The organism is Pyxidicoccus sp. M6, from assembly GCF_055568925.1.
This window is the reverse complement of record NZ_CM145714.1, coordinates 8975366-8991965: the sequence shown is the minus strand read 5'-3', so window position 1 is coordinate 8991965 and position 16600 is coordinate 8975366. Positions and strand designations below refer to the sequence as shown.

Annotated in this window: 1 protein-coding gene (only partly in view); it reads right to left on the bottom strand. The window is 70.5% G+C overall.

Translation table 11 applies throughout. The features are described from left to right. Positions 1–16600, bottom strand: partial view of a non-ribosomal peptide synthase/polyketide synthase gene (locus ACVTJA_RS35280; RefSeq protein WP_465826301.1) — the start only. It extends 28943 nt beyond the left edge of the window; 16600 of the gene's 45543 nt are visible here — the first part of the coding sequence; its start codon is at positions 16598–16600; its stop codon lies off the left edge, out of view.

The window sequence follows — 16600 nt, the reverse complement described above, 5'->3', positions numbered from 1 at the left end:
TGAGCGACAGCTCGACGGGGACCTGGGCGCCTCGGAAGGTCTGCACGGCCGGGCGGGGCTTGTCGATGGGCAGTTGTAGCGGGGCGACTCCCGCGAGGTGCCGGCTCCAATACGCAAGCTGAGCGTCGAGCACTTCGCCCTGGAGCCAATCGCGCTGCCAGACGGCGTAGTCGGCGTACTGGAGGGACAGCGGGGTGAGAGGCGAGGGCCTGCCGTGAGCAAAGGCGTTGTAGAGCGCGGCGACTTCACGCACCAGGACGCCCATGGACCAACCGTCCGAGACGATGTGGTGCATGTTGAGCGAGAGCACGTGCTCGGTGGGGCCCAGCTTCCAGAGGCCGGCGCGCACCAGCGGGCCGGTGGAGAGGTTGAAGGGCTTCAGCGTGGCTTCGCGCAGTTGCCGCTCCAGCTCCGCCTGGGCGGCCTGGGGCTCCAGGCCACTGAGGTCCACGACGTCGAGTGGAAGCTCAGCGTGAGGGGCGATGAGTTGGAGGGGCTGGCCCTCGTGCTGGATGAAGGTGGTGCGCAGCGCTTCATGGCGCTGCACCAACTCCGCGAAGGCCCGGCGCAGGGCGGCGACGTCGAGAGGGCCCTCCATGCGCACGAAGCGGGGCATGCTGTAGGAGGAGCCGCCGGGCTGGAGCTGGTCGATGAACCACAGGCGCTGCTGGGCGAAGGACAGAGGCAGGGGCCCGGAGCGGGGGACGGGGAGGATGGCGGGCGCCTGGGGCCCCGAAGCGGACAGACGGGCCGACTCGATGCGGGAGGAGAGCGCGGCGACGGTGGGTGCCTCGAAGAGAGCGCGCAGGGGCAGCTCGACTCCGAGAGCGGAGCGGACGCGCGAGACCAACTGGGTGGCGAGCAGGGAGTGTCCACCGAGTGAGAAGAAGTCGTCGTCGACGCTGACGTGCTGGACGCGCAGCAGGCCGGCCCAGAGGGAGGCGAGGATTTCCTCGGTGGGCGTGCGCGGGGCGACGTAGGTGGCCGTGCTGGAAGTGAGCTCCGGTATCGGCAGGGCCTTGCGGTCCACCTTGCCGTTGGGCGTCAGCGGCATGGCCTCCAGTGCGACGAAGGCCGAGGGCACCATGTAGGCCGGCAGTCGCTCCTGGAGGAAGGTGCGCAGGGCTTCGGTGGGCACTGGCTCGGAGGAGACGACGTAGGCGACGAGGCGCTTGTCGCCGGGGACATCCTCGCGAGCCACGACGAGGGCCTCGCGCACGGCGGGGTGCTCGCGCAGCACGGTGGCGATTTCACCGGGCTCCACGCGGAAGCCACGCACCTTCACCTGGAAGTCAGCGCGGCCGATGAACTCCACGCGCCCGTCCGCCAGCCAGCGCACCTTGTCGCCGCTGCGGTACATGCGTGCGCCCGGAGTCGGGCTGTAGAGGTCCGGCAGGTACCTCTCCGCCGTCAGCTCCGGACGGCCGAGGTAGCCACGCGTCACCTGAGAGCCGCCGATGTACAGCTCCCCGGGCACGCCAATGGGGGCGGGCTGCAGGTGCTCGTCGAGGACGTAGAGGCGCGACTGGGCCAGGGGCCGTCCCAGCGGGACGGTGGCCGGAGAGGAGCCCTCGGTGGGCCACTGGACGCGGCCTGCGAGCACGCCCACCGTCGTCTCGGTAGGGCCGTAGTGGTTGAAGACCTCGCAGTCGGGCGCGAGCGCGCGCACCTGCTCCATGAGTGCCCACGTGGAGGACTCACCACCGAGCACCAGCTTCTTGCGAGGCAGGACGTGACGGGGCTGGGCCGCGGTGAGAAGCGCGGACAGGTGAGAGGGAACGAGCTTCACGCAGTCGACGGCGTGGCGCTGGAAGTACTCGGCGACGCCGGCGGGGTTGCTGGCGCGCTCGTGGGAGAGGACGTGCAGCAGGCCGCCAGTGCACAGGGCGGGGAAGAGGACGGTGTTGCCGAGGTCGGCGACGAAGGTGGAGACGAGGGCGAAGCTGGTGCAGTCGGCAAGGCCCAGGCGCTGGGTGGCAGCGTGGACGTAGTGGGCGAGCTGGCCGTGAGAGACGGCGACGCCCTTGGGCCTGCCGGTGCTGCCGGAGGTGAAGAGGACGTAGGCCACGTTGTCCACGGACACGCCACTCGTCGGCGCATCCGTGCGCTGGCGCGCGAGCAGCTCCGCGTCCTCATCCATCCGCACGCAAGCGGAGGCGAAGGAAGCGGCGTAGCGGGACACCGTCACCACGACGGGAGCGGCGACCTCTTCCACCAGGGCTTGCAGGCGCAGCGCGGGCTGAGCCGGGTCGAGCGGGACGTACGCGGCGCCGGCCTTCCAGACGCCGAGCAGCGCCACCACCGTGTCGACGGAGCGCTCCAGGCACAGGGCCACGCACGTGTCGGGGCCCACGCCCAACGAGCGCAGGTGCCACGCAAGCTGGTTGGCCCGGGCATTCAGCTCCGCATAGGTGAGGACTTCTCCCTCGCAAGCCACTGCGGGCTGCGTCGGCCGGCGCGCAGCCTGCGCCTCGATGAGCGTGTGCACGGGCACGACGGACGGGACTTGCTCCGTCGCGGTGTTGAAGGACTCGAGCAGTTGTGTGCGCTCGGAAGCTGCCAGGAGGGGCAACTCACCCACGCGTGTGTCGGGGGAAGCGAGCGCGGCCTCCAGCAGGGTGCGCAGGTGCTCCACCATGCGGGAGATGGTGGAGGCGTCGAACAAGTCGGTGCGGTAGCGGAGCGCGCCCGACAGGCCACGGGGCGTCTGGGCCAGCGAGAGCGTCAGGTCGAACTTGGTGGCTTCGGCCTCGCTCTCCAGGGGCAGGAAGGACAGGCCCGGGACAGTCAGCGCGGCGGCCGGCGCGTTCTGCAGGACGAGCATGACCTGGAAGAGAGGCGAGTGGCTGAGGCTGCGCTGGGGCTGCAGCTCCTCGACGAGCTTCTCGAAGGGCAGGTGCTGGTGCTCGTAGGCACTCAGGGTGGTGGAGCGCACCTGGGCGAGCAGCTGGCGGAAGGTGGCTTCAGGAGCCACGCGAGAGCGCAGCACGAGGGTGTTGATGAAGAAGCCGATGAGGCCTTCGGTCTCCGCGCGGGTGCGGCCGGCGATGGGAGAGCCGACAGTGACGTCGTCCTGGCCGGAGTAGCGCGCCAGGAGCACCTGCCAGACGGCGAGCAGGGCCATGAAGGGCGTGATGCCTTCGCGCTGGCAGAAGGCGGAGAGTGCTTCGGACACCGGCAATGGCAGGTGAACGGGTAGCAGGGCGCCGCGCTGGGACTGGACAGCGGGGCGAGGCCTGTCGGTGGGCAGCTCCAGCAGCGCAGGTGCACCGGAGAGCTGGTGCTTCCAGTAGTCGAGCTGCGCCTGGAGGACATCGCCCTGCAGCCACGAGCGCTGCCACGAAGCGAAGTCCGCGTACTGGACTGGCAGGGGAGCCAGCTCCGGCGCGCGGCCGGAGGAGAAGGCCTCGTAGAAGGAGACCAGCTCGCGCACCAACACGCCCATGGACCAGCCGTCCGAGACGATGTGGTGCAGGGTCAGCAGCAGCACGTGCTCGCGCTCATCGAGCACCAGCAGGGACATGCGAACCAGCGGACCGGAAGCGAGATTGAAGGGACGAAGAGCCTCGGCGGTCGCCAGACGGAGTGCTTCGGCCTGGCGCGCGTCTTCAGGCAGGTGGCGCAGGTCGACCACACCCAGCGGCACAGTGGCGGTCGGAGCGATGAGCTGGACGGGGCCCGAGGACTCCTCGCGGAAGGAAGTGCGCAGCGACTCGTGCCGCTGCACCAGCGCAGACAGGCTGAGCTGGAGGGCTTCCCGATTCAACGTGCCCACCATCCGGACGGAGGCGGGCATGTTGTAGGCGGTGCCGCCGGGCTGGAGCTGGTCGAGGAACCACAGGCGCTGCTGCGCGAAGGACAGCGGCAGTGCGCCAGTGCGAGGCACCGGCACCAGCGGCGGGGCCTGGGGTGCGTTGTCTCGCTGGGTGGTGTCGATGCGCTGGGCGAGGGCGGCGATGGTGGGCGCCTCGAAAAGGGCGCGCACGGGCAGCTCCACCGAGAAGGCCCTTCGCACACGAGAGACCACCTGGGTGGCCAGCAGGGAGTGACCACCCAGCGCGAAGAAGTCCTCCTGCACGCTCACCCTGGGAAGGCGCAGCACTTCGGCCCAGAGGGCGGCCAGCGTCTCCTCGGTAGGCGTCCGCGGGGCCACGAAGGCCGCGCTGGCGCTGGTCTCCGTGTCGGGAGCGGGCAGGGCCTTGCGGTCCACCTTGCCGTGGGTGTTGAGCGGCAGTGCCTCCAGCGGAACGAAGGCCGAGGGCACCATGTACTCGGGCAGCTTCCGCAGCAGCGTGGTGCGCAGCGCGGCGGTGTCCGCCTCCTGCCCTTCACCGGTGACGAGGTACGCCACCAGACGCGGGTTGCCGGGCACGTCCTCTCGCGCGAGCACCACGGCTCGGCGGATTCCCTCTACGTCTTCGAGCGCGGACTCGATTTCGCCCAGCTCGATGCGGAAGCCGCGCAGCTTCACCTGGAAGTCGATGCGGCCGAGGTAGTCCAGCTCACCGTTGGCCAGCCACCGCACCTTGTCGCCCGTGCGGTAGAGACGGCCGCCCGGCGTGGTTCCGAACAGGTCCGGGACGAACTTCTCGGCGGACAGCTCAGGCCTGCCGAGGTAGCCGCGAGCCACGCCCGCGCCGCCGATGAAGAGCTCACCGGGGACGCCGGTGGGCACCGGCTGCATGTGCTCGTCGAGGACGTACACCTGGACGTTGGCCAGCGGTCCGCCCAGCGTCGGACGAGTCACACCGCGAATGGCGCGAGCGGTTGTGTCCACGGTGCACTCGGTGGGGCCGTAGACGTTGAAGCACTGGATGAAGGGGTGAGCGGAGAGCTTCGCCCACAACGCTTCGTCCACGGCTTCGCCACCCACCAGCACGCGCAGAGGCCGGGACGCAGCCAGGCCTTCTTCGAGCAGCAGTCGCAGGTGCGAGGGCGAGCAGTCGAGGACGTCGAGCTGGTGCTTCTCCACCCACGCCTTGAGCAGCGCCACGTCTTCGCGGGCAGCCTGCGGCACCACGCACAGCGCATGGCCGTCCGCGACCTGGATGAGCTGCTTCACGGAGGCGTCGAAGGCGAGCGGCGCGTTGAGGCTGACGCGCAGCGAACCTTCCGCACCGGCGTACACAGCGGAGGCGAGCGCGGCGCGCAGGTTCATCACGGAGGCGTGCTGCACCATGACGCCCTTGGGACGGCCGGTGCTGCCCGACGTGTAGATGACGTAGGCGAGGTGCTCGGGCTCGGTGACGCGAGACGGGTTGGTGTCGGACTCGCGCACGAGCTCCGCACGCACGGCCTCGTCGTCCAGATAGACGGGTTCAGCGCCGGAGCCCTCCATCCGCTCGGAGAGGTGGCGCTGGGTGAGAGCCAGTCGAGCGCCGCAGTCCTGGAGCATGAAGGCCAGGCGCTCACGCGGGTAGGCTGGGTCCATGGGGACGTAGGCACCACCCGCCTTGAGGATGGCGAGCACGGCCACCACCATGTCCACGCTACGCTCCATGCAGAGCGCGACGCGCACCTCGGGCCCGACGCCGCGCGAGCGCAGCCAGTGGGCGAGTTGATTCGTGCGGCGATTGAGGACGCTGAAGGAGAGCGAGTCCGAGTCGTCGAGGACCGCGAGGGCGTCCGGCGTCTTCGTGGCCTGGGCCTCGAAGCGCTCGTGGAGGGCTCCTTCCCAGGGCAGTTCCCGCTGCGTGTCGTTCCACCGCGCGAGCACCTGCTGGCGTTCGGAGGTGGGCAGCAGAGGCAGCTCGCCCACGCGTGCATCGGGGGAAGCGAGCGCGGCCTCCAGCAGGGTACGCAGGTGCTCCACCATGCGGGAGACGGTGGAGACGTCGAACAGGTCCGTGCGGTAGCCCAGGGTACCTGTGAGGCCCTGGGACGTCTGGGTCAGGGAGAGCGTCAGGTCGAACTTGGTGGCTTCGGCTTCACGCTCCAGCGGCAGGAAGGACAGGCCCGGGACAGTCAGCGCGGCGGCCGGCGCGTTCTGCAGGACGAGCATGACCTGGAAGAGAGGCGAGTGGCTGAGGCTGCGCTGGGGCTGCAGCTCCTCGACGAGCTTCTCGAAGGGCAGGTGCTGGTGCTCGTAGGCGCTCAGGGTGGTGGAGCGCACCTGGGCGAGCAGCTGGCGGAAGGTGGCTTCAGGAGCCACGCGAGAGCGCAGTACGAGGGTGTTGATGAAGAAGCCGATGAGGCCTTCGGTCTCCGCGCGGGTGCGGCCGGCGATGGGAGAGCCGACAGTGACGTCGTCCTGGCCGGAGTAGCGCGCCAGGAGCACCTGCCAGACGGCGAGCAGGGCCATGAAGGGCGTGACGCCCTCGCGCTGGCAGAAGGCAGAGAGCGCTTCGGACACCGGCAATGGCAGGTGAACGGGTAGCAGGGCGCCGCGCTGGGACTGGACGGCGGGGCGAGGCCTGTCGGTGGGCAGCTCCAGCAGCGCAGGTGCACCGGAGAGCTGCTGCTTCCAGTAATCGAGCTGCGCCTGGAGGACATCGCCCTGCAGCCAGGAGCGCTGCCACGAAGCGAAGTCCGCGTACTGAACGGGAAGGGGAGCCAGCTCCGGCGAGCGGCCGGAGGAGAAGACCTCGTAGAAGGAGACCAGCTCGCGCACCAGCACGCCCATGGACCAGCCGTCCGAGACGATGTGGTGCAGGGTCAGCAGCAGCACGTGCTCATGCGAGGCGAGGCGCAGCAGCGAGACGCGCAGCAGCGGACCGGAAGCGAGGTCGAAGGGACGAAGGGCCTCGGCGGTGGCCAGCCGGAGTGCTTCGGACTGGCGCGTGTCTTCGGGCAGGTGGCTCAGGTCGACGACGTCCAGTGGCAGGGCCGCGGACGGAGCGATGACCTGGACAGGGCCCGAGGGCTCCTCGCGGAAGGTGGTGCGCAGCGACTCGTGGCGCTGCACCAGCGCTTCGAGGCTCTTTCGCAGGGCCTCGGTGTCCAGCGCTCCGGACACGCGGAGGGCGGAGGGGATGTTGTAGGCGGGGCTGTTGGGCTCGAGCTGGTCGAGGAACCACAGGCGCTGCTGAGCGAAGGACAGAGGCAGCGCGCCGGTGCGCGGCACGGAGAGGATGGTGGGCGCCTGACTTGCGGACGCGGAGGCGAGGCTGGCGGCGAGTCCTTCGATGGTGGGCGCTTCGAAGAGAGCGCGCAGCGGCAGCTCCGCACCGAAGGTGGAGCGCACGCGGGAGATGAGCTGGGTGGCGAGCAGGGAGTGGCCGCCAAGCTCGAAGAAGTTGTCGTGGACGCCGACGCGAGGCAGGCGCAGCACCTGGGCGAAGAGGCCTGCGAGCAACTCCTCGGTGGGAGTGCGCGGGGCGACGTAGGAGTCGGCGGAGGAGGAAGCCAGGGACTCCGGAGCGGGAAGGGCCTTGCGGTCCACCTTGGCGTTGGCCGTGAGAGGCAGGGCGTCCAGGCGCACGAGGGCGGAGGGCACCATGTACTCGGGCAGCCGCTGCTTGAGGGTGGAGCGCAGGGCGGAGACGTCGAGCGACTCGGGCGCGGCGACGTAGCCGACGAGGCGCTTGTCACCGGGGACGTCCTCGCGCACCAGGGCCACGGCCTGGGCGACGTCGGGGAAGGCGAGAAGCGCGGCTTCGACTTCCGCGAGCTCGATGCGGTAGCCGCGCACCTTCACCTGGGCATCGGCGCGGCCGAGGAACTCCAGCACGCCGTCCTTGCGCCAGCGAGCCAGGTCTCCGGTGCGGTAGAGCCGCGCGCCGGGGACGCCGGAGAAGGAGTCGGGGACGAAGCGCTCGGCGGTGAGGGCGGGCTGGCCGACGTAGCCGCGGGCCACGCCGTCACCGCCGATGAACAGCTCGCCGGTGACGCCGGAGGGCACGGGCTGGCCGGAGGCGTCCAGCAGGTACACCTGCGTGTTGCCCATGGGCTTGCCGATGGGAACGGACGTGCCGACGTGCTCCACCGCCGTCATGCGGTGGGTGGAGGCGAAGAGAGTGGTCTCCGTCGGGCCGTAGCAGGCCGTCACCGGGATACGCAGCTCTTCAATCACGCGGCGCACATGCGGCGCGCTCACCACGTCGCCACCGGTGAGCAGTTGCTTCACGCTCTTCAACCCGGAGAGGTTGTTCTCCACCATTTGGGTGAAGAGACCCGAGGTGAGGTGCAGCGTCGTCACGCCGTGCTTCACCAACACCGACTCCAGTTCCTTCAAGTCGGAAGGCGAGTGGGGCGGGAAGACGACGAGCCTTGCGCCGTGGAGCAACGGGCCCCAGAGTTCAAGGGTGGAGGCGTCGAAGGAGACAGGCGCGATGAGGAGGAACGTCTCATCCGGCCCGAGGTGCGCGTAGTCGTTGCCGAAGACGGTGCGCAGCACTGCGGACTGCGGAGTACCGACGCCCTTGGGCCGGCCCGTGGAGCCGGAGGTGAAGTCGATGTACGCGAGGCTCTGCGGGAGCGCGGCCGGAGGCAGCGCATGCGTGGGCTGCCCCTCTAGAGACACTTCTCCCAGGACGACGGTGGACAGGCCTTCGGCGGGGAGCTTCTCCAAGAGCTCGCGCGTGGTGACGAGCACTGTGGGACGCGCGTCCTCCACCATGGCGGCGAGGCGCTCACGCGGGTACGAGGAGTCCAGCGGGACGTAGGCGCCACCGGCCTTGAGGATGGCGACGAGCGAGACAATCAGCTCCAGCGAACGCTCGGCGGCCAGCGCCACGCGCGAGTCGGTGGACACACCCAGGGCGCGAAGGTGCCACGCGAGCTGGTTGGCACGCTCATCGAGCTGGCGGTAGGTGAGCTTCTCCTCGCCGAACTCGACAGCGACCTTGTCGCCATGGCGAGCCACGACCTGCGCGAACACTTCGGGCAGGGTGGAGCCACGCGGGTACTCGGTGGCCGTGGCATTCCACTCCACGAGCACCTGCCGGCGCTCCTCCGCCGTGAGCATGGGGATGAGCCCCATGGGCGCATCAGGCTGAGCGAGCAGCGCTTCCACCAGCGTGCGGAAGTGCTCCGCCATGCGCGCCGCAGTGCCCGCCTCGAACAGGTCCGTGTTGTAGCTGAGCTGCCCGGAGTAGCCCCGGGGCAGGCGCCACAGGTTGAGCTCCAGCTCGAACCGCGCGGTGGTTCCCTCCAACTCCACGGTCTCCAGGGACAGACCGGGCAGCTCCAGCGCCGGCATGGGCGCGTTCTGCAGGGCGAACAGCACCTGCGCCAGGGGCGGACGGCTCAGGTCCCGCTCCACCTGCAACGCGTCGATGACCTGCTCGAAGGGCACGTCCTGGTGGGCAAAGGCCCCCAGGGTGGTATCTCGCACGCGCGCCAACAGGGCGGAGAAGGACTCCCGTGACGAGAGCCGCGCGCGAAGCGGCAGCGTGTTGACGAAGAAGCCGACGAGGCCCTCGAGCTCCGTGCGGTTGCGGCCGGCGATGGGCGAGCCGATGACGAAGTCCTCCTGACCCGAATAGCGGCTCAGCAGGACCTGCCAGACGGCGAGCAGTGCCATGAAGGGCGTGACGCCCTCGCGGTGGCACAGCGCCTCCAGCGCCTCGGACGCGGGAGCGGAGAGCTCGACGCGCAGCAGGGCGCCACGCGAGGACTGCACCGCGGGACGGGTCTTGTCGGTGGGCAGCTCCAGCGAGCGCGGCGCTCCGGACAATGCTTCGCGCCACCAGCCCAACTGCTCTTCCAGCACGTCCCCTCGCAGCCACCCGCGCTGCCAGACGGCGAAGTCGGCGTACTGCACCGAGGGCTCTGCCAGGGGCGAGGGCTGGCCCGCGGCAAGGGCGGGATAGAGCGCCGCCAGCTCACGCACCAGCACGCCCATGGACCAACCATCCGAGACGGAGTGGTGGAGGGTGAGCGACAGCACGTGCTCGTCGGAGGCCAGCTTCAGCAGCGCGGCGCGCACCAGCGGGCCCTCGGACAGGCTGAACGGGCGCAGCACTTCTTCACCCACCCGCCGGCGGGCTTCGGCCTGTCGCTGCTCCTCGGGGAGGCCGGACAGGTCCGCCACGGACAGCGGCAGCGGCACGGCCTCCTGGATGACCTGCACCGGGCCTTCTGGTTCGCCGCGGAAGATGGTGCGAAGCGACTCGTGACGGCGCATCAGCTCGGTGAGGCTCCGCTCCAGCGCGTCGGCGTCCAGCGTGCCCCGCAGCCTCAGCACCGCGGGCATGTTGTAGAGGGAGCTGGCCGGGTCGAGCTGGTCCAGGAACCACAGTCGCTGCTGCGCGAAGGACAGCGGCAGTGCGTTCGTCCGAGGCACCGGCAGCAGTGGAGGAGCCTGGGGCGCTCCCACGGGCTGTGCCTCCTCCAACCTGCGGGCGAGCGCCGAGAGCGTGGGTGCTTCGAAGATGACCTGCAGCGCCAACTCCACGCCAAAGGCGGCGCGAATGCGGGAGATGAGCTGCGTGGCCAGCAGGGAGTGGCCGCCCACCTCGAAGAAGTGGTCCTCCGCGCCCACTCGCTCCACGTGCAGCACCTGAGCCCAGAGCGCGGCCAGCCGCTCCTCGGTGGGAGTGCGCGGGGCGACGTAGACCTCGGCGGACGCGGTGGCCACGTCCGGCGAAGGCAGGGCCTTGCGGTCCACCTTGCCGCTCGAGCTGAGAGGCAATGCCTCCAGCACGGCGATGGCGGAGGGCACCATGTACTCGGGCAACCGCTGCTGGAGCGAGCTGCGCAGCGTGGCCGTGTCAACCGCGTCCTCTTCCACCGGCACCACGTACGCCACGAGCCGCCGCAGTCCGGGCACGTCCTCACGCACCATGGCCACGGCCTGGCGCACGGACGGGTGTGCCTCCAACGCGGCTTCCACCTCGCCCAGCTCGATGCGGAACCCGCGCAGCTTCACCTGCGAGTCCGTCCGCCCCAGGTATTCGATTTCGCCCTCGGACCGCCAGCGCACGCGGTCTCCGGTGCGGTACATGCGCGCACCGGGCTCGGTGCTGAACGGATGGGGAATGAAGCGCTCGGCGGTGAGGTCCGGACGGCGCAGGTAGCCACGCGCCAGTCCCACGCCGCCGATGAACAACTCACCCGGCACGCCCACGGGCACCGGCCGCAGGTTCGAGTCCAGCACGTACAGCCGCGTGTTGGGCCAGGGCTTGCCGATGGAGGGCTCGGCGGGAGAGACGGACTCCGGGGTGATGGAGGCGCACACCGTGGCCTCGGTGGGGCCGTAGGCGTTGAGGAGGGTGCGGCCCTGGCTCCAGCGCCGAGCCACCTCGGCGGGCAGCGCTTCACCCGCGGAGATGACGGTGCGCAGCAGGGGCAGCTCATCGGACGACAGCTGCGCCAGCACCGAGGGCGTCAGCGTCGCCGTGGTGACTTCCCCCTCGCTCAGCAGCGTGCGCAGCGGCACGTCCGGCAGCAGCCGCTCTCTCGGCGCCATCACGAGCGTGGCACCCGCGAGCAGGGGCGCGAAGATTTCGAGGATGGCGGCGTCGAACGTCGGCGAGGCGAACTGCAGGGCGCGGCTGGACGCGGAGAGCCGGTGGGCCCGGACCGCTGCGAGCGCGGAGTTGCACAGGCCTCGGTGGCTCAGGAGGGTGCCCTTGGGCCGGCCGGTGCTGCCCGAGGTGTAGATGACGTAGGCGAGCTGGGCGGCGAGCACGTCCACGCCAGGCGCGGTGGAGGGCTGCCGGGAAATGGCTCTTTCATCGGCATCGAGGCAGCAAGGCACGCAGGCGAGGGACGCGGGGAGCTGGTCGAGCAGCGCCTCGTGCGTCACCAACACCTGGAGGCCGGAGTCCTCCAGCATCAGCGTGATGCGGGCCGTGGGGTGAGCCGGGTCCAGGCAGAGGAAGGCGCCGCCCGCTTTGAGGATGGCGAGCATGCCCACCACCAGCTCCGGCGAGCGCTCCACGCACAGTCCCACGAGCACCTCGGGGCCGACGCCCAGCCCACGCAGGTGGTTCGCGAGCTGGTTGGCGCGCTCATCGAGCTGCCGGTACGTGAGACGCTCGCTCTCGAAGACGAGCGCCAGCGCGTCCGGAGTGAGTCGGGCCTGGGCCTCGAAGAGGGTGTGCAGGCACGACTCGCTCGGGAAGTCGGCGGCGGTGGCGTTCCACTCCTCCAGCACCTGGCGGCGCTCCGCGTCGGTCAGCAGCGGCAGCTCGGACAGGCGCAGGTGGGGCCTGCTCAGTGCGCCCTCCAGCAGCAATTGCAGGTGCGAGACGAAGCGGCGGGCCGTCTCCGCGCGGAACAGGTCGGTGGCGTACTGCAGGGTGCCGGACAGCCCTTGCGTCGTGTTGGTCAGCACCAGCGTGAGGTCGAAGCGTCCCGTGCCGCCCTCGATGGGCAGCGTCTGGATGCGCAGCCCCGGCACCTCCAGCGCGCCGGTGGGCATGTTCTGGAAGGTGAAGTTCACCTGGAACAGCGGGGAGCGCGCCGTGTCGCGCACGGGCCTCAGCTCCTCGACGAGCTTCTCGAAGGGCAGGTCCTGGTGGGCGTGGGCCTCCAGCGTGGTGTCGCGCACGCGGGCCAGCAGCTCGCGGAAGGTGGGGTCTCCGTGCAGGCGCGTGCGGTACACCAGCGTGTTGACGAAGAAGCCGATGAGGCCCTCCGTCTCCGCGCGGGTGCGGCCCGCCATCGCGCTGCCGACGCTCACGTCGTCCTGGCCCGAGTAGCGGGAGAGCAGGGCCTGGAAGCCGGCCAGCAGGGCCATGAAGGGGGTAACGCCCTCGGCCTGACACAGGACCAGCAGGGCCCTGGAGAGCGAGCGCGGCAGGTTGACGGGAACCGCGTCGCCCCGGAAGGACTGCATCGGCGGGCGGGGGAAGTCCGTGGGCAGCTCCAGGGCCGCGGGGGCCCCGTCCAACTGCTTGCGCCACCAGCCGAGCTGCCGCTCCAGGACCTCGCCCCGCAGCCACTGGCGCTGCCAGAGGGCATGGTCCGCGTACTGCACCGGCAACGGGGACAGCGATGCGGGCCGCCCGGAGGAGAAGGCTCCGTAGAAGGCGACCAGCTCACGCACCAGCACGCCCATGGACCAGCCGTCCGAGACGATGTGGTGCATCGTCACCAGCAGCACGTGCGCCTCGGCGCCCAGGCGCAGCAGCGAGGCGCGAAGCAGGGGGCCCGTGGAGAGGTGGAAGGGACGCAGCGCCTCGGCGGTCGCCAGGCGGCGCGCCTCGGCCTCGCGAGCGTCTTCGGGCAGGTGGCTCAGCTCGATGACGTCCAGCGGGACGGCGGCGGGAGGAGCGATGACCTGGACGGGGCCGGTGGGCTCCTCGCGGAAGGTGGTGCGCAGCGACTCGTGGCGATGGACCAGCGCCTCGAAGCTCCGGCGCAGGGCCTCGGTGTCCAGCGCTCCAGTCACACGCAGGGCGGAGGGGATGTTGTACGCGGGGCTGTTGGGCTCCAGTTGGTCGAGGAGCCACAGGCGCTGCTGCGCGAAGGAGAGCGGGGGCGGAGCCGTGCGAGGCACGGGCACCAGGGCCGGCACGGCGGACGCGGAGTCCTGGGGCGCGGCGGCCTCGATGCGGCGAGCGAAGGCCTCCAGCGTGGGGGCCTCGAACACGGCGCGCAGCGGCAGCTCCACGCCGAAGGCCCCGCGCACGCGGGAGATGAGCTGGGTGGCCAGCAGCGAGTGGCCGCCCGCTTCGAAGAAGTGGTCCTTCGCGCCCACGCGGGGCAGGCGCAGCACCTCGGACCAGAGAGCGGCGAGCTTCTCCTCGGTGGGAGAGCGAGGCGCCACATACTCGGTGGTGGAGGCCGCTTCCGGGACGGGCAGGGCCTTGCGGTCCACCTTGCCGCTGGGCGTCAGCGGGAACGCCTCCAGCACGACGAAGGCGGACGGCACCATGTACTCGGGCAGCCGGGCCGCGAGCGCGTCGCGCAGCGCCTCCACCGTGACTTCCGCGCCACCGACGACGTACGCGACGAGGCGCTTGTCTCCGGCGCGGTCCTCTCGCGCCATCACCACCGCCTGCTGAACGGCGGACTGCTGCTCCAGCGCGGACTCGATTTCACCCAGCTCGATGCGCAGGCCGCGCACCTTCACCTGGAAGTCGGCACGGCCCAGGTACTCCACGGTGCCGTCCGCCAACCAGCGCGCCACGTCGCCGGTGCGGTACAGCCGCGCGCCCGGCGTGTCGCTGAAGGCATCCGGAATGAAGCGCTCCGCCGTCAGCTCCGGCCGGCCCAGGTAGCCGCGCCCCACCTGCACGCCGCCGATGAACAGCTCGCCCGGCACGCCGATGGGCACCGGCCGCAGGTGCGCGTCCAGCAGGCGAATCTGCGTGTTGGCGACGGGCCGGCCGATGGGCACCGAGCGGTGCGGCTCCTCGCGCACGCACGCGTAATACGTGACGTCGACGGCCGCCTCGGTGGGGCCGTAGAGGTTGTGCAGCCCGGCACCGGGCAGCCGCTGCAGGCAGCGCTGTGCCAGCTCCAGCGGCAGGGCCTCACCGCTGCACACCACGCGCTGGAGCGAAGTGCACCGCTCCAGCCCCGGCTCCTCCAGGAACACCTGGAGCATGGATGGCACGAAGTGCAGCGTGGTGACGCGCTCCTCCGCGATGAGCTTCACGAGGTACGCGGGGTCCTGGTGGCCACCGGGCTTCGCGACCACCAACCGCGCGCCCGTCATGAGAGGCCAGAAGAACTCCCAGACGGACACGTCGAAGCTGAACGGCGTCTTCTGCAACACCGTGTCCGCGGACGTCAGGCCGTACTCCTGCTGCATCCACAACAGCCGGTTGACGACGCCCCGGTGCGCATTCATCGCGCCCTTGGGCCGGCCCGTGGAGCCGGACGTGAAGATGACGTAGGCCAGCGCGTCCGGGCCCGCGAGCGGCACGGGACGGGACACCGGCTGGCGCGCCACCTCCGGCCACTCCGAGTCCAGGCACAGCACGCGAGCAGAGTGGGGTGGCAGCTCGGGCAACAGTCTCTGCTGCGTGAGCAGCACCGGCGCGGCGGAGTCCTCCAACATCCACGCGAGGCGCTGAGCCGGGTACGCCGGGTCGAATGGCACGTAGGCCCCGCCGGCCTTCAGCGTGGCCAGCAGTGCCACCACCATCTCCAGCGAGCGCTCCAGGAAGAGGCCAACGCGCACCTCGGGGCCGACGCCCAGCCCACGCAGGTGGTGCGCGAGCTGGTTGGCGCGCTCATCCAACTGACGGTACGTGAGGCTCTGGCCTTCGAAGCTGAGCGCCACCGCGTCGGGCGTGCGCTCCACCTGCGCTTCGATGAGCGTGTGGAGGCTGGCGTCCGCGGGGTAATCAGCGCGGGCGCCGTTCCACTCCTGAAGCAGTCGGTGCCGCTCGGCCTCGTCCACGAGCGGCAGCTCGGACAGGCGCGCCTCGGGACGCGCGACGGCGCCCTGCAGCAGCGTGTGCAGGTGGCCCAGCAGCCGCGCCACGGTGCTCTCGTCGAAGAGGTCCGTGCTGTACTCAGCGGTGAGGCGCAGGCCTCGCGCGTCGTCCTCAGCGGCGATGAGCGTCAGGTCGAAGCGGGCCGCGCCGGAGTCCACCGGCTGCGCGTGCATCAGCAGGCCGGGCAACTGCACGGGAGGCAGCGGCGCGTTCTGCAGGACGAACATCACCTGGAACAGCGGCGGGACATTGAGGTGACGGGTGGGCTGAAGCACCTCCACCAGCTTCTCGAAGGGAAGCTCCTGGTGGGCGAAGGCGCCCAGGGCCGTCTCGTGCACGCGGCCCACCAGCTCGCGGAAGGTCGGGTCGCCGGACAAGTCGCTGCGCACCGCGAGGGTGTTGACGAACAGGCCGATGAGCCCTTCGAGGTCCGCGCGGTTGCGGCCGGCGATGGGCGTGCCCACGGTGACGTCGTCCGTGCCGCAGTAGCGGTGGAGCAGGACGTTGAAGCTCGCGAGCAGCACGGAGAAGAGCGTGCGCCCCTCGCTCGCGCCGAGCTCCTTGAGCGACTGCGCCAGGGCCCGCGGCAGGAAGACGGTGTGACGCGCGCCTCGCGCGGACGAAGCGGCGGGGCGTGGCCTGTCACCCGGGAGCTGGAGCACGGCGTTGGGGTCCAACCGCTGACGCCAGTATCCGAGCTGCGTCTCCAGCGACTCGCCTTGCAGCCACTCGCGCTGCCACTCGGCGAAGCGGGCGTACTGGAGCGGGAGCGAGGGCAGGGGTGAGGGACGGTCCTCGGTGAAGGCCGCGTAGAGCTCGGCCACCTCGCGCACCATGACGCCCATGGACCAGCCATCGGTGACGATGTGGTGCAGGCTCAGGAGCAGCACGTGCTCGCTGGCGCCGAGGCGGAAGAGGACGGCGTGCAGCAGCGGGCCCTTTTCCAAATCGAAGGGGCGGCGCGCCTCGACGTGCAGAAGCTCGGAGACTTCGTCCTCGCGGAGCTCCACGACGTGCAGGGGCAGCTCGAGCGTCGAGGCAATCTGCTGGAAGGGACGTCCGTCCTGCTCGACGAAGGTGGTGCGCAGCGACTCGTGGCGGCGCACCAACTCGTTGAGCGCGCGGCGCAGCGCTTCGTCATCCAGCGCTCCGGAGAGCCGGACGGAGACGGAGACGTTGAGCGTGGCACTGCCCGGAGCGAGCCGCTCCTGAATCCACATGCGCTCCTGCGCGAAGGAGGCCGGGGCGCGCTGAAATTGACGGTTCTTCTCGCGCAGCAGCTCAGCGAGCCGCGCGCGCTTCTGGTCCGGAGTCAGTGCCAT